Source organism: Pseudarthrobacter sp. alpha12b (genome assembly GCF_054130495.1).
Window position 1 is genome coordinate 3,371,537 of sequence record NZ_CP196746.1, and the last position, 21,251, is coordinate 3,392,787.

The window sequence follows — 21,251 nt, forward strand, 5'->3', positions numbered from 1 at the left end:
CCTGCTCATGGAGAAAGGTCACAGCCGCCGTTGGCCCCTTTTCACAGCCGGGACATAGCTTCCCCACGCATGTTTGATGCATGAATACTCAGCTCCTGCCGGCATCACCGGCCGCAAGCCGCTCCGGCCGCCCGGAGCTAACACCTACGAAGAGACCCGCCCGTGGATGGTTCGCCCGCCAGCACCGGCAGCGCATGCTGCGGACCGACCTCCTGACCGTCATTGCCTGGGCGTCCGTCGCTGCCGCAATCGCCCTGTGGCTGGCCGACGGCGGAGCAACCAGCATCACGTCCCCTGCCTCCCTGTTTACGGCGGCGGGGATCGTGGCCGGCTTGGCGGGCATGGACCTGGTCCTGCTCATGCTGCTCCTTGCCGCAAGGATCCCGTTCATTGACCGCACCATCGGCCACGACCGCGCCCTGGAGTTCCACGGCAAGCTGGGTAAACCCTCCCTCTACCTGCTTTTGGCACACGGACTCCTGCTCGCCACCGGGTACGGCATGGCCGAGGGGCTGGATCCGGTCAGCGAGTCCATCAACTTGTGGGCTCAGGTGCCCGACATGTGGCTGGCATTCGTCTCCATGGCACTGTTCATCGCCGTCGTCGTGACGTCCCTGGTGGCTGTCCGGCGCCGTTTCCCGTACGAGTTCTGGTACGTGGTGCACCTCCTGACCTACGCCGCGGTGGCAACATCAATTCCGCACCAGTTCAGCGTGGGCGGCCTCTTTGCGGCCGGCACCTGGCAGCGCTGGTACTGGCTTGCCATCTGCATCTACACAGGCACAGCTCTGGTGTACTTCCGCGTGCTGGAGCCGGTACTGGCCACAGCACGGCATCAGCTGACGGTGGCCCGCGTTGAGGCTGTGGCCCCCGGCGTGGTGAACATCGTCATGCGGGGCCGGAAACTGGACCAGCTGGCGGGAACGGGCGGACGCTTTTTCATCTGGCGCTTCCTGGCCCAGGGAATGTGGTGGCATCCCCACCCGTTCAGCCTGTCCGCCGAGCCGGTCTTCAATGGCCCGGACGGCCAGGGGAAGCTGCGGGTCACCGTGCGGAACCTTGGCAACGGCTCCGCCCAGCTTGTCCGGCTCCGCAAGGGCACCAAGGTGGCCCTCGAAGGCCCCTACGGTCTGCTCAGCACGGCCGCCAGGACAAGGAACAAGGTGGTGATGATCGGCGCCGGCATCGGCATCACGCCCCTGCGCGCGCTGCTGGAGACCACGCCGTTCGGTCCAGGCGAGGCGACGGTCCTGCTCCGCGGACATACGGACCAGGAGCTCTACCTTGGCAACGAAATTCTCGACCTCTGCCAGGCCCGGGGGGTCCGGCTCTTCCATCTCACGGGGCCCCGTTCCCACGGCCGCTCCACCTGGCTTTCCGAGGACGCCGTGCGAAACGGCTACAGCCTCACCTCCTATGTGCCGGACATCGCGGAGGCGGACGTCTACGTCTGCGGCCCGGCGGCATGGGCGGCAAACGTCATTGAGGATGCCGGGAATGCCGGCGTCCCCGGGGACCAGATCCATCACGAAAGGTTTGACTGGTGAAAATACGCGGAACGGTCGCGGCGGCCCTGGCCTCCGCCGGGATCCTCCTGGCGGGCTGGCAAACAGGCACGCAGGCAGGCGGCATCAGCACCGTCGCTTCAAGTACGACGGCGACAGGCACCACGGGTGCGACGGGAACAGGTTCATCCGGAACGGGGTCGTCCGGGTCTGGTTCCACCGGATCGACGGGTTCCACCGGCACGTCCGGGTCCTCAAGCTCGCCCAGTTCCTCCGGCACCACCGGGTCCTCCAGTTCGTCCGGCTCCTCGGCCTCCGGCACCTACAAGGGCAATGCCGTGCAGACCCGGTTCGGTCCCGTGCAGGTCCAGATCACGGTGGCGAACGGAAAAATCACCGATGTCACCGCCCTTCAGCTGACCAACACCGACGGCAAGTCGATCCAGATCAGCAACCGTGCGGCTCCCCTGCTTCGCAGCAAGGTCCTCGCCGCCCAGTCGGCGAATGTGCAGACGGTCAGCGGTGCCACCATCACCAGCGACGCGTACCTGACCTCACTCCAGGCAGCCATCGATGCAGCGAACCTCTGATCCCCTGCCGCCGGGCACCGGCACGGTCCTCAAGGCCCGCACCTTTGAATGCATGGGAACGGTCATCGGCCTGACACTGCCGGTGGGCCCCCGCGCGGAAGGGCAGCAGGGGTCCGACGAGCTCGCTGCCGCCACCGCCGTCGTCGAACGCCTGTTTCGGGACCTGGACGAAACCTTCAGCCTGTACCGTCCCGATTCGGAAGCCAGCAGGCTTGCCCGCGGGGAACTGACACTGCCGGGCGCCTCGGCCCAGATGCGCGAAGTATACGCCGAGGCGCATGAATGGCGGCTGCACACGGAGGGCGCTTTCACCCCTGAAAGGCCCGACGGCGTGCTGGACCTTTCGGGGATCGTCAAGGGCCAGGCGATCCGCGAGGCCGGCATGTCGCTCCTTGCGCTGGGCCGCCGCGACTGGTGCCTCAACGCCGGGGGTGACGTCCTGGTCAGCGGATCGCCCCGCCCTGGCAGCGCCGAGCCGTGGAAGGCCGGCGTCGTGGACCCGGCGGACCGGCGCACCCTCATCACCGGACATGCACTGGGCGGCGAGAGCCGGCACAGCGCGATCGCCACCTCCGGCTCTGCCGAACGCGGCGAGCACATCTGGCGGGTGGGAAGCAGCGCCGAATTTGTCCAGGTCACCGTGGCTGCCGCGGACATCGTCACCGCGGATGTCCTGGCCACCGCGATCGTTGCCGGCGGAACACGGATGCTGGACCGCGCTGCTGACAATTGGGACGTTTCCGTGCTGGCCATCCGCGCGGACGGCTCACTGCTGGCGACCCCTGGTTTCCAACCCGCCTAAGCCGGCTGCCCATGCGGCGGCTCAGGCGGGACGGCCCGCTACAGCCGCGTGAGCTGCGGGTATCTGGGGTGCAGGTTGTCCCCGGAGGACTTGCCAGTGACGCGGCGGACCACCCAGGGGGCCGCATACTCGCGGAACCATTGGGCGTTGGCGCGCAGAGCCTCGGCACGGCTCAGTTCCGGCACCGGAGTCATGGGCGGGACGTCGATGGAGTGGTCATACTTGAGGACCTCAAGCACGCGCTTGGCCATGTTGGCGTGGCCCGCAGCGGACATGTGCATCCGGTCGTGGGCCCACATGGCCCAGTCGTAGTACTCGCTGAACCGCCAGTAATCCACCAGCAGGGCACCGTGGTCCCCCGCGATCCCGCGCACCAGTTCGTTGTAAATGGCGGTGCGGCCGCGCATGGTGCCGAAAACCTTGGAACCCCGGGCGTCGAAACCCGTAAACATCACCACGGTGGCACCGGTGGCAGCGAGCTTCCCCACGGCATCGTTGTACTCCACGAGGAGTTCATCGATGTCCACGCGCGGGCGGAGGATGTCATTGGCACCGGCGTAAATGGTCACCAGGGTGGGATTAAGTTCGACGGCGGCGTCCACCTGTTCAGCCAGGATCTGGCGGAGTTTCCTGCCGCGGATGGCCAGGTTGGCGTAGCCGAAGTCCGGGTCAGCGGCGCAGAGCTGCTCTGCCACGCGGTCCGCCCAGCCGCGGACGCCGTTGGGGCGTGCCGGGTCATCGTCACCAACGCCTTCGGTAAAAGAGTCGCCGAGTGCCACAAACCGGGAAGTGAAATCCATGCGGTTAGTTTGCCATCCGTTGCCGGAAGCAACCAATCGCCCGGGATGTTCGCAGGTCAGCCTTGGGTTTCGCGGAGAATCCAGTGGTCGGTATCCAGGCGTCCCACCACTTTTTCGCCGATCCGTGCCAGGTCCAGAACATCCTGCTCAGTCAGGGCGTCGAGGAACAGGTCCCGGACGTCCTCCACGTGGGCGGGGGCCAGCCCGACGATGGTGGCCATGCCTTCCTCGGTGAGGTGGGCGGTGGTCACCCTGGCGTCATGGGGGTGCGGGCGGCGCTCCACCCAGCCGCGCTTCTGCAGCTTGGTCACCACGTGGGACAGGCGGGACAGGGAGGCGCTGGTGCGGGCAGCGAGCTCGCTCATGGGCAGGAACCGGTCCTCGGCCTCGGACAGCATGGCCAGCACCGTGTAATCGAAGAGGGACAGCTTGCCGGCGGCATGCAGCTTGGTATCCAGGGCCGCGGGCAGCAGCGTATTGATGCTGACCAGTGCCAGCCAGGCGCGGCGTTCGTCAGCGTTGAGCCAGCGGGGTTCGGTCATGGTCCCCATTCTACGATTGATCCTTCAACCAGCATGTGCAGCGCCGGTAGGCTTGCCGCATGTATGTTGTCTCCCTCACTTACCGCGTGCCCCAGGAGATCGTCGACTTCCACAACGACGCGCACATCGCCTGGCTGCAGAAGGCGTTCGACGACGGTGTGTTCATCGCCGCCGGCCGCAAGATTCCGCGCACGGGAGGGTTGCTGCTGTCGCAGGCCGAACGGGGGGTTCTGGACGCGAGCCTCGCGCAGGCTCCGTTCAACACCAACGGGGTTGCCGACTTTGAGGTGATGGAGTTCCACGCAGGCCGGGTGGCCGCAGGGTACGAAAACCTGCTGGACCCCCCGCCCGCGCCCGCGCCTTAGGTCATGCCGCCTCCGTAAGGTGTGCTGCCGGCGTCGTACTTTCTCCCGGCGATCTTCTTCAACCCGCCTTTCCGCGGGACCTTCACCGGCTGCGGCCAGCGCGGGGTGAGGGTGTCCCCCAACGTCACGCCGCGGAGCTTGCGGCCAAAGAGCGGCAGGACCCAGTCGTGGACCCAGCGCCGCTGGCGCCGCTCCCACTCGCGCAGGCTGAGCGGGGCGGGCGGCTCCCAGTCCCTGGGCTTGATCTTGTGCGGCACGCCCAGCTGGTCCAGCACCTGCCCGGCCAGGTATTTGTGCCCCGCCTTGGACATGTGGAGCCGGTCCGAGTCCCACATCCGCCGGTCATGGAAGGCGTCCAGGCACCAGTAGTCCACCAGCACCGCACCATACTTCCCGGCGATCTCCCGCACCCGCTGGTTGTAGTAGGTGTTGCGCTTCTTCAGGGGCTCCAGCAGCGCGGAGACTTTGACGTCGAAGCCGGTGAAGAGGACCACCGTGGCCCCGGCGCCCGCCAGTTGGGCCACCAGCTCTTCGTAGTCCGCCATGAGTGCCGGCATGCCGGTCTTCAGGTCCAGGATGTCGTTACCGCCGGCATAAAGCGTGACCAGCGTGGGCCGCATCCGCAGTGCCGGCTCCAGCTGCTCTTCGACGATGTGCCGCAGCCGCTTGCTCCTGATGGCCAGGTTGGCGTACTTCCACCCGGGCTGCGCTTTGGCGAGTTTCTCGGCCACCCGGTCGGCCCAGCCCCGCACCCCGTTGGGCAGCCGATCGTCCCGATCCCCCACCCCTTCGGTAAAGGAATCACCGAGGGCAACAAACACCCGCCGCCCGGAGTCAGGAAGCAAGGATTCAGGCACCACCGCCCCAACGTACCCGGAGGAAAAGAAGCAAGTACGACGCCGGGATGAACAGTAAGTGATGGGGCGTCCCGGGCGGATTCAAGGGGTCGTCGCAACACCTGAGTGATTGGTGGTGTTGTGGGACGTTTTGGTCGGCCTGAGGTTTTCCGTGAGGTGATTCGGGTGTTCTGGGAGGTGAGGTCTTCTGGAGCATCTGATGAGTTAGCGGCGGAGGCTGCCGGTCTTTCCCTGTCAGCGGCCCGGGTAATCGTCCGTCAGCATGGTGGGGTGAATCCTGCAATGAGGCCTGCCTGCCGACGGTTCTTGTCCTTCCATGAACGCGAGCTGATTGCGGTCTGGCGCGCGGCCGGATGCGGGATACGTGAGATTAGCCGGCGTTTGGGCCGGAGCCCCTCCACGATCAGCAGGGAACTGGGCCGCAACGTCCGGAACGGGGGCCAACGCCCTTATCTGGCGTCCTCGGCGCAGAACCGGGCGCAGAAGCTGGCACGCAGGCCCAAGACCCGGAAACTGGCTTCCCATGAAGCCTTGGCACTCTACGTCGCCGGGATGCTGACGGCACGGGAGCGGTTGTCGCCGGAACAGATCAGCGCCCGGCTGCGGATTGATTTCCCCGATGATGAAAGCATGCGCATCAGCCCGGAGACGATCTATCAGTGCATCTATATCCAGGGCCGCGGCGGGCTCAGATCCGAGCTCACCGCAGCCCTGCGCACCGGCCGGGCCGTGCGGCAGCCAAACCGGCGGGCCGGGAACCGAAAGCCCCGGGTCCCGAAAGAGTTGCTGATCAGCGAACGGTCCGCGGAGGCCGATGACCGGGCCGTTCCCGGACACTGGGAAGGTGACCTCATCATCGGTACCCCCGGCACCGGGGCGATCGGAACACTCGTGGAACGCAGCAGCCGCTTCGTGATGCTCCTGCATCTGCCCAACGGACACAGCGGCGAGCAAGTGCTGGCCGCCATCCAGGAAACCCTGCCCTTGCTCCCGGCCCAGCTGCGCCGGTCCCTGACCTGGGACCAGGGCGCGGAGATGGTCGGCATTCACGACCGCGTCAAGATCGCCACCGGAGCGGACGTTTACTTCTGCGACCCCCACTCACCCTGGCAACGCGGCACGAACGAGAACACCAACGGACTCCTGCGCCAGTACTTCCCCAAAGGCATGGACCTCACCAAAGTCACCCCCGAGGACCTCGACTACGCCGCCGCGGGACTCAACGGCCGCCTACGCAAAACCCTCGGCTGGAAAACCCCCGCACAAGCCCTCCAACAAATACTGGAAGAATCAGCAGCATAGAACGTGTTGCGACGACCCCTTGAATCCGCCCCGGAAATACCGGCAGGATCTGATGGGGCGTCGCAGGGCAACGCCGAAAGGTGAGCCCGGCGGGAGTGGGGGATTCAGCCTTCGGCTTTGCCCTGCCGCCAGTACCCCATGAAGGCCACCTGTTTCCGGTCGATTCCCGCCTCGCGGACCAGGTACCGGCGGAGGTCCTTGATAACCCCAGCTTCTCCGGCTATCCAGGCGTAGAAGGGCATGGCACCGGCAGGCACGGCGGGGTTCCTGGCGCCACTGATGTCGGCGGTCTCCAGGCGGGCCGGGGTCTCCCACAGGATGTCCACGTCCACGTTGACGTCATGGGGCTCAGGCCCGGCGCCGCCGTCGTCCGCTTTGATGCCCACCCAGCCCGGCACGGGGACGGCTTTGCGCACGGCCTCCTGCAGCAGTTGGCCGTGGGGGCGGGAACGGCCGATGGCGGCGCCGCGGGCCAGCCAGGTGACCTCGATGTCCGCCGGGGAGGTGAGCTCCAGGAAGTCACCGGCCTGCGGAACCTCCAGGAACGCGTGTCCGCTCACGTAGGGCGGCAGGGTTTCGAGAATGGCAGAGATGGCGGGGACGGCGGTTTCGTCGCCGGCGAGCAGAACGCGCTGGGCCAGGCCGGGCCGCCACTCGATGCCGGAGTAGGTTTCCGCGGTGACGCAGTGTGCGGCGCGGTTGTTGGGGCCGATGATGGTGAGGGCGTCGCCGGGTTTGGCGTCCAGCGCCCAGCTCGCGGCGGGGCCGCTGTGTTGCGGATCATCCACGTGCATCACGAAGTCGATATCGATCTCCGGGTACACCCCATCCAGCCGCGCCTCCCGTACCGTATAGGTGCGCATTGAGCCGCGCACCGCCGGGTCCATGGCCAGCCAGTCCCGGTACCAGCCGGCCTGACTCGTGCGGAAGGCCGGCAGCGGCAACTGTGAGCCGTCCGGTGCCAGTGACGGGATGAGCAGCTTGACCCGGAGGTCCAGGGTGTCGCCGTGGACGCCGAAGTCGCGCAGCGAGTAGCCGCCGAACGTGACCCTGCGGAAGGTGGGGCTGAGCTGTTGAACGGCGGAGACGGTGACCTCGAAGGCGAGACTCATCGGCTGAACGGCCATGTTCTGGTTGGTAGCGGGTTCGCGGGTCTTCACGAGGCGAGCTCCAGTTCCTTGGCTGTGGCGTGGTGGCGCCCGATGGGAATGATGAGCGGGGTGCCGGAGACGGGGTCCGGGATGACGCGGCTTTCGAGGCCGAAGACGTCACGGACCAGTTCCTCCGTCACCACGTCCGCCGGGGAGCCCACGGCCGCCACGGCGCCGTCCTTCATGGCGATGACGTGGTTGGCGTAGCGAGCCGCGAGGTTGAGGTCATGCAGGACGATGGCCACCGTGGTGCCGCGGCTGCGGTTCAGGTCCGTTACCAGGTCCAGGACCTCCACCTGGTGGGCGAGGTCCAGGTAGGTGGTGGGCTCATCCAGCAGCAGGACGTCGGTTTCCTGGGCGAGGGCCATCGCAATCCAGGCGCGCTGCCGCTGACCGCCGGACAGTTCGTCCACGTCCCGCCCTGCGAGGGCCAGCGTTCCGGTGGCTTCCAGCGCACGCTGCACGGCGGCGTCGTCCTTTTCACTCCAGCTGCGGAAGAAGCCCTGGTGCGGGTAGCGTCCACGGCCCACCAGGTCGCGGACGGTGATGCCGTCCGGGGCGCTGGGGTGCTGGGGCAGCAGCCCAAGGGTGCGGGCCAGTTCGCGGGCCGGGCGGGCGTGGATGTCCTTGCCGTCCAGGGTCACGGCGCCGCCGGAAGGCTTCAAGAGCCGGGAGAGCCCGCGGAGCAGGGTGGACTTTCCACAAGCGTTGGCGCCCACGATCATGGTCACCCGGCCTTCTGGGATCCGGACGCTGAGGCCGTCCACCACACAGCGCTGGCCGTAGGTGAGCGTCAGGTCCTTGGCGTTCAGAACTGCCACGTCAGGTTTCCTTTCGGTTGGCCGTGACCAGGAGCCACAGCAGGAACGGGGCGCCGAGCGCGCCGGTGACCACGCCCACCGGCAGGACGGTGCCGTCCAGCAGGAGAGGGGCGAGGTTGGCGGCGGCATAGTCCGCCGCCAGGACAATCAGGGCACCCACCATGGCCGACGCCGGCAGGCTGGCTTTGCCGGCGAAGCGGCGGGCAATGGGACCGGCCAGGAAGGCGACGAACGAGACTGGCCCGGCTGCCGCCGTCGCCACAGCTGCCAGCGATACCGCGATGACCACCAGGGCCAGGCGCGCGGCATTGACGCGGACGCCCAGCGCGGCTGCGGCGTCGTCACCCAGCTCCAGGATGCGCAGCGGCCCGGCGATGAGCCCGACGGCGGGAACCAGCACCACGAGCGCCAGGAACAGGATTCCGGCGCGGGCCCAGTTGGCGGAATTCAGGGATCCGTTGAGCCAGACCAGGGCGTCGGCTGCTGTGCGGATGTCGGCGCGGGTCATCAGGAAGCTGACCACGGCCTGAAGTGCTGCCGCGATCCCCACGCCGGCCAGGACCAGCCGGTTTCCGGCGGAGTTCCCCCGGCCGGATCCACGGACCGCCCCGCCGCTGGAGATCGTGTAGATCAGGGCAGCTACGGCCAGGGCACCTGCCAGCGCCCCGCCGGACACTGCGGCACCGGACGCGCCAAAAACGACGATGGCGACAACCGCCGCGGCACTGGCCCCGGAGCTGATGCCAATGACATCGGGGCTGGCCAGCGGGTTCCGGAGCATCGTCTGGAACAGGGCGCCGGCCAAGCCGAACGCGATGCCGATCAGGGTGCCGATGACGGCCCTGGGCAGTTTGTTCTCCATCACGATGAAGCTGGCGCCCGGGATCCTCGCGCCGCCGGTCAGATGGTTGGCCACGATGGTGAAGAAGTCCGGGATGGTCACCGTGTAGCTGCCCAGCAGGACGGATACGAAGAACATCAGCACGACGGTGGCGGCCAGCACGGCAGTCCGGTGCACTCTCACAGCCCGGCTCCCTTCCCGCGGCGGATCAGCCACACAAACACCGGCGCACCGACCAGGGCGGTCATGATGCCGGCGGGGACCTCGCCGGGAAGCAGCACCACCCGGCCAAGAATGTCGGCACCCAGGAGCAGCGCCGGGGCTGCGACCAGGGAGAAGGGCAGGATCCAGCGGTAATCCGGGCCCGTGAGGAAACGGACGGCATGCGGGATGACCAGGCCCACGAAGCCTATAGGCCCTGCCAGCGCGGTGGCTGTGCCGCACAGCAGGACGATCCCCAGGGCTGTCACGGCACGGGCCAGCCCAACGCGCTGGCCAAGCCCGCGGGCGGTATCGTCCCCCAGGGCCAGGCTGTTGAGCGTCCGGCCGGCCAGCAGCACGATGAGCGCGCCGGCGGCCAGGAAGGGCAGGCCCGGCAGCAGCACCAGCCAGTCACGGCCTGCGATGCCGCCCACCTGCCAGAAGCGGAACCGGTCCAGGGTGTCCTGGCTGGAGACCAGGATGACGTTCACGAGCGAGGACAGCCCGGCACTTAGTGCTGCCCCCGCGAGCGCGAGTTTCACCGGGGTTGCGCCGTCCCTGCCCAGCGACGCGATGAGGTACACCACCACGGCGGCGGTTGCGGCTCCGATGAAGGCGAACCAGATGTAGCCGGAGAAAGTGGTCACGCCGAAGATGTAGATGCCGGTGACCACGGCCAGGGCCGCCCCCGCGTTGACGCCGATGATGCCGGGATCGGCCAGCGGGTTGCGGGCAACACCCTGCATCGCCGCACCGGCCAGCCCCAGCGCGCCGCCGGCCAGCAGGCCCAGGACCGTGCGCGGGATGCGGGCGTGCACCACGGCGTGGTCGCCGTTCGGAGGATCGAACGCGGTGAGGGCCTGCCAGACAGTGCCGAGGGGAACGTCCCGCGCGCCCACGGCCAGCGATGTGCCGGCAAAGAGCACCAGAACGACGACGGCGGCAAGCAGCCAGACGGCCCGCTTCCTTCCCGAAGCATCACCGCGGTGGGGACCACAAGGTGCCTTGGCTTGCACCTGGGTGCCCTTGTCCGCTGCCGGACCCGCCGTCGTCGTACTCATGGAAATGCCCTACTTCACTGCGTCTGCTGCTTTGGCCAACTGCGGCAGGAAGGTGTCCACGGACCACGGCAGGCTCAGCGGCGACGAGGCCGAGATGGAAAGGGTCAGGGTGTTGTCCGAATCGGCCACCAGGGCGCCGTTCCTGATGGCCGGGATCTGGCCCAGCAGCGGATCGGCCTTGATCGCATCCGCGGTGGAGGCATCCGGAACCCAGGTGACGAAGATGTCGGACTGCAGTTCGTTCGCCTTCTCAGCCGACCACGGGATATAGAACTCCTTGGAAGCCTTGGAGTTCTCCGCCACCACCGGCGCAAGGGTCATCCCGATTTCGCTCAGGAACCTGGGGCGGTTGTCGTTGGCCGTGTAGACGTTCACGCCGTCACCCTTGGCGGGCTCCAAATTGCCGTAGATGAAGCTCTTGCCCTGGATCTGCGGGTACTGGGAGACCTTGTCCTTGACGGTGGCCTCGGTGCCGGAGACCAGCTTGGCCGCCTCGGTTTCCTTGCCCAGGACCTTGCCGATGATGGTGGTTGCGTCCTGCCAGGACGTTCCATAGGCCACCTCCGGGTGGGCCACCACAGGGGCAATCTCGCTGAGTTTCCTGTAGTCCTCTTCCGTGAGGCCCGAATAGGCGGCGAGGATGACGTCCGGGCTGAGTTTGGCGATCTCGGTGAAGTTGATGCCGTCCGCCTCGGAGTACTGGACCGGGGCCTTGGCCGAACCGAACCCGGCGCCCAGCTTTTCGAGGGCGGCGTCCTTCCAGGGCGTGGAGCCCTTGCCGTTGCCGCCCCACTCGTTCCTGGGGACGCCCACCGGGACCACTCCGAGGGCGATGGCGACATCGTCATTGACCCAGGAGACGGTGGCAACGCGGGTGGGCTGCTTCTCAATGGTGGTCTTGCCGTACACGTGATCGATGGTGACCGGGAACGCGGTGCTGCTGCTGGTGTTAGCTGCGTCCGCAACGGAGGACGCGGGTCCGGTGCTGCAGGCGGAGAGCGTAAGCGCCGCTGCGGCCAGCACCGCCGCCGCTTTGCCGGCGGAAGAGAATAGCGTCCGGCGGGAGGAAATGGGGCCGGGGAAAAGGGGGGATGTCACGGGGCTCCTTGAATAGGGCTGACGAAAACTTAAGTAAGGCTAACCTATGTAAATTGCCATTACGCAACGTTTCTGTCACCTAATCCGCCAAGGTGATGAAGGCCACATCCTTCGTGGGCTTCATGGACAGGACCCATCCCATTTGGCAGGATGGCGTTTGCCGGTCCGGCGGCAGAGACACCGGAAAGCTGAACAGGGACAGGACAACGGGAACAATGCGCATGCAGAAGGCCGTTCCGGCCGCCGCTGCCATGGAGAGCGGGGTGGCCGCTTTGGCCTGCTCCGCGGAGACTGACTGACTCCCCTTTACCCCCTGGCCCGGCTCCGGGCCGCCCGCTTCTTCACGAAAGTTCAGCCATGCAATCAGTCACGCCTCAGCAAATCCGTTCATCGTTCGTCAACGCCAGCCGTTCCGAAGCCGCAAAGCTCACCCTGCCCAAAAACTTCGACTCCCTGGACTGGGACAGCCTGGAGTTCCTGGGCTGGCGGGACGGGAAGATGCCGCTGCGCGGCTACCTGCTGGTTCCCGGGCCCAAGGGCCTCACCGGGATCATGCTCCGGGCACCCGAAGGCGGCGCCAGGAAAAAACGCTCGGTGCTGTGCGAGCTGTGCCGCGACGTGTTCTCAAAGGACGACGTCCTCCTCTGGGTCGCCAAGCGGGCAGGCCAGTCCGGGCGCGACGGAAACACCGTGGGCACGCTGATCTGCGCCGACTTCCTGTGCTGCGGCAATGTGCGTAAAGAACCGCCGGTCAACGAGATCAACCCGGACCCGGCCGTCGTTGTGCAACGCCAAATCCAGGGCCTGCAGGACCGCACCGCGCAATTTCTTGGCCGCGTGCAATCCACATAGGACTGCAGTCCGGGAGAGGCGGTTACCGCAGGACGATGTCCACCGGGTTCGCCTCCGACCGCCAGGCCCCTTCCTCCCCCGGGCGGGGGCGGATGACGGGCGCGGTGAGGACTCCGGAGCGGTTGGTGCGCTTGTCCCGGAGGATTTCCGTGACGGAGCCCAGGTGCCGGGACAGGTCGATCACGTTTTCGGGGGCAGCCAGCAGCAGCTGGAAACCGAATTCGTGCAGCGCCTTGATCCCGGCGCCGGCGAACTCCTCGGAGGCGAGCACAAAGGCCTCGTCCATCATCACGGTGCCGTAGGTGGTGAAGCCCTGCTCGGCGATGCCCAGCTGGTAGCTCAGTGCCGCGGCCATGATGAACGCGGTGAACCGCTGCCGCTCGCCGCCGGACATGGAGCCGGTGTCGGCGTGCATGAACACCTCAGTCTTCTTGCCGCCGCGCGGACCGGTGACTTCCCGGTGCTCCTTGCACTGGATGAACAGGTGCCCGCGGACGTCCAGGACCTCGGCCCGCCACCGGCGGTCCTCTGGCGCCTGCGATCCAAGCCTCTTCACAAGCGTCTCCAGGGACTTGTAGCGGGCGGTGAGCTCGCCGTCGTCGTCCTTGTCCGCGCCGGAACCGTCCACCCGGCCGGCTTCTGCTTTCACCGGCCGCGCATGCCGTGCCTTCAAAGCATTCTGGATGGCGTCCTTGAACTGCTTGGCCGTGGGCGGCAGCGTCTGCTTGATGTCCAGTTCCAAGTAGCTCCCCTCGTGGAAGTTCACCTGGGACAGGATGCCGTTCAAGGGCAGGATGCGGCTGGTGATGGAGCGCCGCTCCTCGTCCAGCAGGTGCAGCAGGGTGCTGAAGGATTCATGCGTGCGCTGGTTGAAGAACTGCCGGAACTCCGCCTCCTGCGCGGGCAGGCCGTCGTTCACGATCGCGTGGTAGCGGGCCTCGAATTCGCTCGCCGCGCCGATGCCGGTGCCGTGGTCAGCCGAGATGGCGCTGCCCCACTCCCGCACGAAGCCTTCGAAAATACGCGTAAGGCGCTCGGCCGTGGCCTGCCCCCGCGACTCAGCCGCGTGCAGGTCGCCCAGCAGGGCGGTACGGACGCGGTTGGCCAGGTTGTCCAGCTCGTGCATCTCCGTGACATCGCCGAAATCCGCGAAGTACGGTTCCAGCGCTGTCACGGTAGCGTCCGACGGCGGCGCCTGGGCCAGGCGGTCACGCGCAGCTTCCAGCAGTGAGTCCGCAGTGGTGAGCTGGCGGTCCAGCGCCTTGTATTCGCTCTGCAGGACCGCGGCGGACTCGGTGCTGGACTGGTGTTTGTGCCGGACCTCTTCGATGGTGGCACGCAGCGGCTCCAGGTCCGCCTGTGCAGCCAGGGCGTCCTTGAGCCGCTGCTCAATCCGGGTGAGCTCATCGGCGGCAACCGCGGCAGAAACCTGTTCCCAGGGCCGGTCATCTTCGGCGATCCGCCGCAGCGCGTCGAGCTGGCGGCTCATGCCCTGGTGCGAGTCCTCGCGGCTCTGCGCCAGTTCGGCAGCCTTGGCCACTTCCTGCCGGAGGTCCTCCACCTGCCCTGCGACGAGTTCCAGCTTGGCGGCATTGTCGAAACCCAGGACGTAGTCCTGCCGGCTGGTGAAGCGGTCGTCCTTTTCCACGGTGTGCCGGTTGCGTTTCACCACGCCGCCCAGGCTGAGGCCCTTGTCCAGCGCTGCCAGCTCGTCCGGGTCCTCCACACAGGGGTAGGCGAAATCGAGCGCAATGCGTTCGCGGACCCATTCACCCGCTTCGGCAGCGCCACCCGCGGCGAGGATGTCCAGCTTGGTGAGGAGGTCGCCGTCGCGCGCGTCCTCCACGGCGAGCGCACCGCCGGCGAGGGGCTTGGAAACGTCCACTGCCCGCAGCGCGCCGCGGACGTTGTGGTCGTTGAGGTACCGGGTCACGGCGCCGAAGTGCTCGCCGGGGACCAGCAGGGTGGTGGCCAGGTTGCGGAGCGCGCGTTCGGCGGCCGGGCGCCACCGTTCCTCCCCTTCGGCGAGGTCCATGAGCTCGCCGGCGAACGGCATCCGGTCCTCGGGGATGCCCGTCGCGGCGGCGATGGCCGCGCGGTTCTCAATGCTCGACGGCGGCAGCAGGGACTTGCGCGTCTTCAGCGAGACGAGTTCCTGCTCAGCCGCGGCCAGCTCGCGTTTGCGGGTGGCGTGGGCGTCGAAGGCCTCGAACCGCAGCTCCTGCAGGGCCTGCGAATCATCCTTCAACTCGGCGGACCGTGCCGCCGCCTGCTCGTGGGCCTGCTCCCAGCCCGCGGCGCTCCACTCAAGCTGCAACCCGGCGTCGGCCAGTGCCTGCTGCGCCGCCTCCTCCACCTGTTGGCGGAGCGTCAGGCCAACCCGGGCGTTCTCCAGCGACTGCTCGATGGCCGAGATCGCGTTGCCGCCCTGGTTGTTGTAGTCGGTTTCCAGCTGCCGCAGTTCATTGGCCAGGCTGTCGCGGACCGCACGCTCCGCGCCAAGTTCCTTGGCTTTCGCCTGCGCCAGCTCGCGGAAACGGACCAGCGTCTTCTGGTGGACCGTGACGGCCAGCTGCTGCCGGTACGCCTCGAATTCCCCACTTACCAGCTCCCGGAGCCGGTTCGCGTCCAGCAGCGACTGCGCATACTCCCTGTTGAGGCCCGGAACAGGCGCCAACTGGTCGCGCTGCTGCCGGACGTCCTCCAGCCGTTGGCGGATGGACATCAGGTTGCTGAACTCTTCCACCACGTCATCCGCAGCGGCCAGGGTTGCCGGCGCATCCAGCACCTGGTCCCGGAAGAAAGTGTTGACGCTTCCGCCCAGCCCCTTGCCCGCCTGGATCACACGCAGCAGGGGCAGGGCCTGGTCCGAGCTGATGCCCAGCAGGCGCCGGAACCGCTCCGCGAACGCCTTGTGGACATCGAACACCTGGGCGCGCGGGAAGATCGTCTCCAGCGCGCCCTTGGTGAACCGCTTGTCCGCGATGCCCTCGACCGCCTCCAGGTCCAGGGGCACATTATCGATCAGGTAGAACCGGCCCACGCTCGACTCCGTGCCGTTCTTGGGCAGGTCGAACAGCGCCGACACCGTCACCCGCGTGCCGGCGGCGTTATCGAACGTGAGGGCGACGGCGGACCACGTGGCACCCGGGCGCTGGAACGCGCTCGCCGAGCCCTCCCCCACGGCCTTGTCCCCCACCTTGCCGCGCATGTACGTGAACGTGGTCCGCTTGTCCTCCACGGCACCGCCGGACCGCTGCGCGGCCGCCTCATTGGACCGCGGCCGCGCATCGAACACCCGCAGCATCGCATCAAACAGCGTGGACTTGCCCACGCCCGAGTTACCGGTCAGCAGCGTCCCGTTCCGGTCCACATGCATCGTGTGCGCGCCGTGGAACGTGCCCCAGTTGACCACCTGCACCAACGCAAGCCGCATCTGTCCCGGGTTCGTCACATCCCCCAACGGGAGCATGCTTGCAATGGTCACTGGTCATCCTCCTCGGACGTGGTTTCGTTCGCCTCCGCGGTGGCGGTGTCCTCCAGGTCCAGCATGGCCTCGGTTCCCGTGGGGTCCGCCGAGGCGGCGACCAGGGCTTCGATGTGGGCCGGGATGTCGCCGATGTTTTCGAATGGCAGGGCCAGGGGCAGGGCGTTGGAAATGGTGTAGACGTCGTCCAGGCCGGTGGGGAGCAGGAGCTGGCGGGCCAGGAGCTTGGTGATGGCCCGGGTCACGACGTCCGAGTCGCGCAGGGCGTCCTGCTGGCCGGCGGGCTGGTAGTGCGCCACCAGGTCACTGATTTCCTCGCGGGTAATGGTGGGGTCAGTCTGGGCGGTGACGTGCCGGTCCAGCAGCAGGCGCAGGCGGAGCAGCACGATGGTTTCCACTCGGCTGAGCGCCCTCTGCTGGCGGAGGATGCTGGACCGCGTGCTGCCGCCGATGGCATCCGGGTCCACCGGGCGCAGGACGGCGATCTTCCGCTCGTGGTCCAGCTGCAGGGTCAGGAACAGCTCGGAGAGGCGGCTGCGCAGGATCACCTGGTTGTCCAGCAGCACCGTCCAGAGCTTTTCGTCCCGGCCGCCGTCGATGTACGGGCCCTTGAGGAGCTTTACCAGGGCCTGCCGCACCTTCATGGACAGGACGCCGGTGTCGCCGGGAAACAAGGCAGCACCGTCGACGAAGGTGTCGCGGGGTGAGACTGGCCCGGGGTACGCAGCGCCCGATGCCGCCCCCGCCCCTTCGCCGGGCAGCATTCGTCCTGCGGACGATGCGCCCGGCTCCGACAGGCCCGATGCCACTCCCGGGGCGGCATCGGGCGCTGAGTCCTGTGCGTGCGTTACCTCAGTCATTTGAATCCTTTGCGAGCGTGACCACCGGCAGGTAGGCCCTGCGGGCGGAGCCGTCTATCTGTTCGAAGTCCAGGCCATCCCAGGCGCCGCGGTGGAACTCCGCCCCGGCGTGCAGGGCTTCCGAGAGGAGGGCGCGGATGGTGTTGATGTGCTGCTCTTCGGGCGGCAGCTGCTGCCAGGCGTCGGCGAGCGTGGTAGCCCCTGCCATGGCCGCCCGGACCACGGAAGGCTTGGCTTTGCCCGTCCTCGGCGAGCGCACCCGGTCCGAGTCGGTGAAGGCGATGGGGTCCGCCAAGCGGGGCGGCGCGGCGAACTCGTCCGGATCGAAGAGCTTCACCATGGACAGTGACTCGAAGCCGGCGTTGTAAAGGACGGGCCCGGGAAGCAGGCCTGGGCGTTCACGCTCGTACGGGAGGGAGCGGATGGCCTGCTCGGCTTCACGCAGGACCTGCCGGAGCCGGACGGACTGGCGGAAGTCGTCGCTTTGGACGTAGGTATTGAGGCTCTCACTGAGCTTGCCGTAGATGCGCTGGATCTGGCTGTGCTGCTGGCGGAGCTCGGCCACCAGGTTCTTCAGCGTCTCCCGGTCGTCAGGTGAGAGGTCGTCGGCGAACTGCCGGCTCAGCACCTCCCCGATGGCGGACCGGAATCTCAGCTGCTGCTGCGGATCTTCCAGGAATGCGGTGAAGGAACGGAACGTCCTGCCCTCGGGACTTTGGCGGAGCCGCTTGTCCGCCTCCAGGACCTGCGCCATGGTGGCACCCTTGGTCAGCGACTCCTCGATGATCTGGTTGCGGAGCCCGCCCACCAGTTCCTCGATCCGGTCACGCATCTTCTTGTAGTCCGCGGGCAGGCTGGCGGCCAGGTCCAGGATGTTTCCTGCAGCCTCCACGGCCTCGTCGTCGTCAAGCAGGCCGTCGAACTCGCCGGTGCTGATGTCCTCGATGAGCTGCTGCCGCTCTTCGATTTCCTCTTCAAGGGCTTCGAGGCGGGCGCTCTGGTCCGGGTTGGTCTCGTTCGCGAGCTTTTCCACGTCCCCCAGCAGGGTGCCCAGCCGGGAGCCGTTCAGGGTGGACCGCTCACTGGAAAGGCTGTCCAGGAAGGCGAGCACACGCGCTGCCGGCTCGGTTGCCTCGTAAACGATCCGGCCCGACTGGTTCCGGCGGGTCAGGAACTGCCGCCGGGTCCACTCGTCACCAAAAGCCTTTCCGTTGGCCCCTCCTCCCAGCCCGGGATCCTGGCGCCGGAGTTCCTCAAGGAAGGAATCGACGTCGGCGTGGAATTCCTCAAGCGGAACCTGCGGCCGGGTGCGGGTAAAGGAAGCCTGGAGCACCGCAATCACCCAGGGCGCCGATCGCGTCAGGGCCCAGGCGGGTCCCTTGGTGAGGAGTTCGAGGTCCCGTAGCCGGGCGCTGATGGCGTCAGCGGATGACCTGGCGGAGCGGGGCACGCACTCTCCTTGGGCTGTTGGGCGGGGGCTGGGCAGGAGAGGTCCGACGTGGCCGGACCGGAAAACTGCCAACTACAAGGTTAACGCAGGCCGCCGCGACCGCTCCGTGACCTACCTGCCGGTAGTGTTTCGATCCCGTATCAACAGTCACTCCTGCCCCATCCTGCTCTGGCTGGCTGCGCGGCTGTCCCCCTACGCTTCTGCTACTGGTCTTCACCACAGCAGTCTTTCGCAAAGCAATGTCGCAGCAGGGGGATTCATGCAGTTCGATCTAAGCTCAGTGGAAACAGCCACCTTGGTCTTCATCGGGACCCTGGTATTTGGCGCAATTCTGGCCGCATTCGTCCTCACGGCGGGACTGATTGCCCTGGTAGTACTGGGCGCGGGCAAGCTCACCTGGGTGGTGGTGGCCAATACGCTCCTTGCGGTGGTGCACGGCATCAACTCAGGCTGGGACAGGCTGGTCCACCGCGCCTCCACCGTGGAGCTGCCGGGCGATTTCCAGGGGCAAACGTCCCCTAGTACCGGAACCTACCCGCGGGTAATCTTGAGGGACAGCTGAAGGGTTCTCCAACCCGGCGGATCCATGGCTACACCGGCCAATCCGGCCAAGGAGATAACCCATGACCTCCGCAACTGACAGCCAGGCCAAAGACGCCCCGGCTGAAGAAACCCCCGTCCCCGCCGGCAACATCGGCGCCGGAGCCACCGCTGAAGATGCCCGGGCCGTCGCTGAGGCCGCCAGGGAATCCGGCTGGGAACGCCCCAGCTTCGCCAAGGGCCTTTACCTCGGCAGTTTCGATCTGGACCTGGTCCACCCGTGGCCTGCCGCGGACCCCGCCTCCGTGGAGCGGGGCGAGGAGTTCATGTCCCGCCTCACGGAGTACGCAAAAACCATGTCCGGGCGGGTCATCGAGCGGGAAGCGAAGATTCCCGACGACTACATCAAGGGCCTGGCGGACCTTGGCGTCTTCGGCATGAAGATCCCGGAGGAGTACGGCGGGCTTGGCCTCTCGCTGGTGTATTACGGCCGGGCGCTTGCCCTGCTGGGCAGCGTGCACCCCAGCCTGGGCGCCCTGATCTCCGCCCACCAGTCCATCGGCGTGCCGGAGCCCGTCAAGGTCTTCGGGACGCCCGAACAAAAGCGCGAGTACCTGCCGCGGTGTGCCGCCGGCGCCGTCACGGCCTTTCTCCTCACCGAACCGGACGTGGGCAGCGATCCCGCCCGGCTGGGCAGCACAGCAACGCCCACGGACGACGGCGACGCGTACCTTCTGGACGGCGTGAAACTTTGGACCACCAACGGGGTGATCGCCGAACTTGTGGTGGTCATGGCGGTGGTTCCGGCACACACCGATCCCGACGGCACCCGGCACAAGGGCGGCATCAGCGCATTCGTGGTGGAGATGGACTCGCCGGGCATCACCGTGGAAAACCGCAACGCCTTCATGGGCCTGCGCGGCATCGAGAACGGGGTCACCCGCTTCCACCAGGTGCGGGTGCCGGCTGCCAACCGGCTGGGCCGGGAGGGCCAGGGCCTGAAGATCGCACTGACCACCCTGAACACCGGCCGGCTCGCGCTGCCGGCGCTGTGCGTGGCCTCCGGACGCTGGAGCCTGAAGATTGCCCGCGAGTGGTCCAACGCCCGCACCCAATGGGGCAGGCCCGTGGGCGAACACGAAGCGGTGGGCAAAAAGATCGCGTTCATCGCAGCGTCGGCCTTTGCCCTGGACGCAGTCTTTGAACTCTCCGCCGAACTTGCCGATGCCGGGCAGAAGGACGTCCGGATCGAGGCGGCGCTCGCCAAGCTCTGGGCCACGGAGATCAGCTGCCGGATAGCCGATGAGTTGGTCCAGATCAGGGGCGGGCGGGGCTTTGAGACCGCAGAGTCGCTGGCTGCGCGCGGTGAACGTGCGGTGCCGGCCGAGCAGCAGTTGCGGGACCTGCGCATCAACAGGATCTTCGAGGGGTCCTCCGAAATCATGCGGCTGCTGATCGCCCGGGAAGCGGTGGATGCGCACCTGGCCGCCGCGGGCGACCTTGCATCCCTCGACGCGAGCCTGGCCGACAAAGCGAAGGCCGCCGTCGGCGCCTCCGGCTTCTATGCCAAATGGCTGCCCAAGCTGGTGGCCGGGGCCGGCATGGATCCCCGCTCTTACGGCGGGTTCGGCAGGCTGGCCAAACACCTCCGGTTCGTTGAACGCTCGTCGCGGCGGCTGGCGCGGCAAACGTTCTACGGCATGGGAAGGTGGCAGGCCAAACTGGAGCGGAAACAGGCGTTCCTGGGCCGCGTGGTGGACATCGGCGCCGAACTCTTCGCCATGACCGCGTGCTGCTCCCGCGCGGAAATGCTCCTGAAAACCGCCCCCGAAAAGGGTGCCGGTGCTTACGAGCTCGCCGACGCCTACTGCGAGCAGGCCAGGGTGCGGGTGGACGAATACTTTGACCAGCTGTGGCGAAACACGGACGACGCCGACCAGGCATTGACGCGCAAAGTCCTCGCCGGTGATTACACCTGGCTGGAGGCGGGCGTGCTGGACCAGTCCGAAGGCACCGGCCCGTGGATCGCCGACGCCACCCCCGGGCCGTCAACCAAGAAGGACCTGCACCGGAAATACCGATAAAACCGCAGGTCACAAATTAGTAAGCACGCTTGCTATCACCCT

19 protein-coding genes are annotated in these 21,251 nt (G+C 67.2%); 8 read left to right on the forward strand and 11 right to left on the reverse strand.

Annotated elements, in window-relative coordinates:
• Positions 1-80: 80 nt before the first annotated feature.
• Genes ACTAQI_RS15520 through ACTAQI_RS15530 form a run of 3 tightly spaced genes read left to right on the forward strand, consistent with a single transcriptional unit; the run spans position 81 to position 2,897 of the window.
• Entirely contained in the window at positions 81-1,547 is a 1,467-nt protein-coding gene (locus ACTAQI_RS15520; RefSeq protein ID WP_457947013.1) for a ferredoxin reductase family protein, read from the forward strand.
• The gene (locus ACTAQI_RS15525; RefSeq protein WP_457947014.1) at positions 1,544-2,095 is read left to right on the forward strand and encodes an FMN-binding protein; all 552 of its coding nucleotides are present in this window, start codon (positions 1,544-1,546) and stop codon (positions 2,093-2,095) included. The genes ACTAQI_RS15520 and ACTAQI_RS15525 overlap by 4 nt, the downstream gene beginning before the upstream one ends.
• Positions 2,096-2,147: 52 nt before the next feature.
• The gene (locus ACTAQI_RS15530; protein WP_457951075.1) at positions 2,148-2,897 is read left to right on the forward strand and encodes an FAD:protein FMN transferase; all 750 of its coding nucleotides are present in this window, start codon (positions 2,148-2,150) and stop codon (positions 2,895-2,897) included.
• Positions 2,898-2,935: 38 nt separating this feature from the next.
• On the opposite strand, the gene ACTAQI_RS15535 is transcribed toward ACTAQI_RS15530, so the two are convergent.
• Complete coding sequence (locus ACTAQI_RS15535; RefSeq protein WP_457947016.1) at positions 2,936-3,697, reverse strand: SGNH/GDSL hydrolase family protein; 762 nt, start codon at positions 3,695-3,697, stop codon at positions 2,936-2,938.
• A 56-nt stretch (positions 3,698-3,753) separates the two neighbouring features.
• The gene (locus ACTAQI_RS15540; RefSeq protein ID WP_457947017.1) at positions 3,754-4,239 is read right to left on the reverse strand and encodes a MarR family winged helix-turn-helix transcriptional regulator; all 486 of its coding nucleotides are present in this window, start codon (positions 4,237-4,239) and stop codon (positions 3,754-3,756) included.
• Between the two features lie 59 nt (positions 4,240-4,298).
• On the opposite strand from ACTAQI_RS15540, the gene ACTAQI_RS15545 reads away from it, so the two are divergent.
• Complete coding sequence (locus ACTAQI_RS15545; RefSeq protein WP_457947018.1) at positions 4,299-4,604, forward strand: YciI family protein; 306 nt, start codon at positions 4,299-4,301, stop codon at positions 4,602-4,604.
• On the opposite strand, the gene ACTAQI_RS15550 is transcribed toward ACTAQI_RS15545, so the two are convergent.
• A complete protein-coding gene (locus ACTAQI_RS15550) occupies positions 4,601-5,464 on the reverse strand; it encodes an SGNH/GDSL hydrolase family protein (RefSeq protein WP_457947020.1) in 864 nt (287 codons plus the stop codon). The genes ACTAQI_RS15545 and ACTAQI_RS15550 overlap by 4 nt on opposite strands.
• A 102-nt stretch (positions 5,465-5,566) precedes the next feature.
• On the opposite strand from ACTAQI_RS15550, the gene ACTAQI_RS15555 reads away from it, so the two are divergent.
• Entirely contained in the window at positions 5,567-6,763 is a 1,197-nt protein-coding gene (locus ACTAQI_RS15555; protein ID WP_457947022.1) for an IS30 family transposase, read from the forward strand.
• A 104-nt stretch (positions 6,764-6,867) separates the two neighbouring features.
• Here the strand turns inward: ACTAQI_RS15555 and ACTAQI_RS15560 are convergent, their stop codons facing one another.
• From ACTAQI_RS15560 to ACTAQI_RS15580, 5 genes are read right to left on the reverse strand one after another with little or no spacing between them, the layout of a single operon-like run.
• Complete coding sequence (locus tag ACTAQI_RS15560) at positions 6,868-7,875, reverse strand: siderophore-interacting protein (protein WP_457951076.1); 1,008 nt, start codon at positions 7,873-7,875, stop codon at positions 6,868-6,870.
• Positions 7,876-7,919: 44 nt separating this feature from the next.
• Positions 7,920-8,735: an ABC transporter ATP-binding protein gene (locus ACTAQI_RS15565; RefSeq protein ID WP_457947024.1), complete on the reverse strand. Its 816-nt coding sequence runs from the start codon at positions 8,733-8,735 to the stop codon at positions 7,920-7,922.
• 1 nt (position 8,736) lies between these two features.
• Positions 8,737-9,714, reverse strand: coding sequence for a FecCD family ABC transporter permease (locus ACTAQI_RS15570; RefSeq protein WP_457951077.1), 978 nt, complete (start codon positions 9,712-9,714; stop codon positions 8,737-8,739).
• Positions 9,715-9,755: 41 nt separating this feature from the next.
• Complete coding sequence (locus ACTAQI_RS15575; protein ID WP_457947026.1) at positions 9,756-10,838, reverse strand: FecCD family ABC transporter permease; 1,083 nt, start codon at positions 10,836-10,838, stop codon at positions 9,756-9,758.
• A 9-nt stretch (positions 10,839-10,847) separates the two neighbouring features.
• A complete protein-coding gene (locus ACTAQI_RS15580; RefSeq protein WP_457947028.1) occupies positions 10,848-11,936 on the reverse strand; it encodes an iron-siderophore ABC transporter substrate-binding protein in 1,089 nt (362 codons plus the stop codon).
• Between the two features lie 357 nt (positions 11,937-12,293).
• Here ACTAQI_RS15580 and ACTAQI_RS15585 point away from each other — a divergent pair, with 357 nt between their 5' ends.
• Complete coding sequence (locus ACTAQI_RS15585; RefSeq protein WP_457947030.1) at positions 12,294-12,788, forward strand: FBP domain-containing protein; 495 nt, start codon at positions 12,294-12,296, stop codon at positions 12,786-12,788.
• 22 nt (positions 12,789-12,810) lie between these two features.
• On the opposite strand, the gene ACTAQI_RS15590 is transcribed toward ACTAQI_RS15585, so the two are convergent.
• The 3 genes from ACTAQI_RS15590 to ACTAQI_RS15600 all read right to left on the reverse strand — a co-directional run bounded on the left by ACTAQI_RS15590 (position 12,811) and on the right by ACTAQI_RS15600 (position 18,585).
• Positions 12,811-16,275: an ATP-binding protein gene (locus tag ACTAQI_RS15590; protein WP_457947031.1), complete on the reverse strand. Its 3,465-nt coding sequence runs from the start codon at positions 16,273-16,275 to the stop codon at positions 12,811-12,813.
• On the reverse strand, positions 16,272-17,039 hold the full coding sequence (locus ACTAQI_RS15595; RefSeq protein ID WP_457951078.1) for a DUF4194 domain-containing protein: 768 nt from the start codon (positions 17,037-17,039) through the stop codon (positions 16,272-16,274). The genes ACTAQI_RS15590 and ACTAQI_RS15595 overlap by 4 nt, the downstream gene beginning before the upstream one ends.
• A gap of 88 nt (positions 17,040-17,127) precedes the next feature.
• Positions 17,128-18,585 (reverse strand): DUF3375 family protein, encoded by a 1,458-nt coding sequence (locus tag ACTAQI_RS15600; protein WP_457947033.1) that lies wholly within the window; start codon positions 18,583-18,585, stop codon positions 17,128-17,130.
• 259 nt (positions 18,586-18,844) lie between these two features.
• Between ACTAQI_RS15600 and ACTAQI_RS15605 the strand changes: the two genes are divergently transcribed.
• Positions 18,845-19,147 (forward strand): hypothetical protein, encoded by a 303-nt coding sequence (locus ACTAQI_RS15605; protein ID WP_457947034.1) that lies wholly within the window; start codon positions 18,845-18,847, stop codon positions 19,145-19,147.
• Positions 19,148-19,208: 61 nt separating this feature from the next.
• Positions 19,209-21,209 (forward strand): acyl-CoA dehydrogenase family protein, encoded by a 2,001-nt coding sequence (locus ACTAQI_RS15610; RefSeq protein ID WP_457947036.1) that lies wholly within the window; start codon positions 19,209-19,211, stop codon positions 21,207-21,209.
• The last annotated feature ends 42 nt before the right edge of the window (positions 21,210-21,251 follow it).

What these genes read in the sequence shown, in the direction of transcription:
- ACTAQI_RS15520 (WP_457947013.1), top strand. Translation starts at nt 81, where the DNA reads ATGAATACTCAGCTCCTGCCGGCATCACCGGCCGCAAGCCGCTCCGGC.
- ACTAQI_RS15530 (WP_457951075.1), top strand. Translation starts at nt 2,148, where the DNA reads ATGGGAACGGTCATCGGCCTGACACTGCCGGTGGGCCCCCGCGCGGAA.
- ACTAQI_RS15535 (WP_457947016.1), bottom strand. Translation starts at nt 3,697, where the DNA reads ATGGATTTCACTTCCCGGTTTGTGGCACTCGGCGACTCTTTTACCGAA.
- ACTAQI_RS15540 (WP_457947017.1), bottom strand. Translation starts at nt 4,239, where the DNA reads ATGACCGAACCCCGCTGGCTCAACGCTGACGAACGCCGCGCCTGGCTG.
- ACTAQI_RS15545 (WP_457947018.1), top strand. Translation starts at nt 4,299, where the DNA reads ATGTATGTTGTCTCCCTCACTTACCGCGTGCCCCAGGAGATCGTCGAC.
- ACTAQI_RS15560 (WP_457951076.1), bottom strand. Translation starts at nt 7,875, where the DNA reads ATGAGTCTCGCCTTCGAGGTCACCGTCTCCGCCGTTCAACAGCTCAGC.
- ACTAQI_RS15570 (WP_457951077.1), bottom strand. Translation starts at nt 9,714, where the DNA reads ATGTTCTTCGTATCCGTCCTGCTGGGCAGCTACACGGTGACCATCCCG.
- ACTAQI_RS15575 (WP_457947026.1), bottom strand. Translation starts at nt 10,838, where the DNA reads ATGAGTACGACGACGGCGGGTCCGGCAGCGGACAAGGGCACCCAGGTG.
- ACTAQI_RS15585 (WP_457947030.1), top strand. Translation starts at nt 12,294, where the DNA reads ATGCAATCAGTCACGCCTCAGCAAATCCGTTCATCGTTCGTCAACGCC.
- ACTAQI_RS15595 (WP_457951078.1), bottom strand. Translation starts at nt 17,039, where the DNA reads ATGCTGCCCGGCGAAGGGGCGGGGGCGGCATCGGGCGCTGCGTACCCC.
- ACTAQI_RS15605 (WP_457947034.1), top strand. Translation starts at nt 18,845, where the DNA reads ATGCAGTTCGATCTAAGCTCAGTGGAAACAGCCACCTTGGTCTTCATC.
- ACTAQI_RS15610 (WP_457947036.1), top strand. Translation starts at nt 19,209, where the DNA reads ATGACCTCCGCAACTGACAGCCAGGCCAAAGACGCCCCGGCTGAAGAA.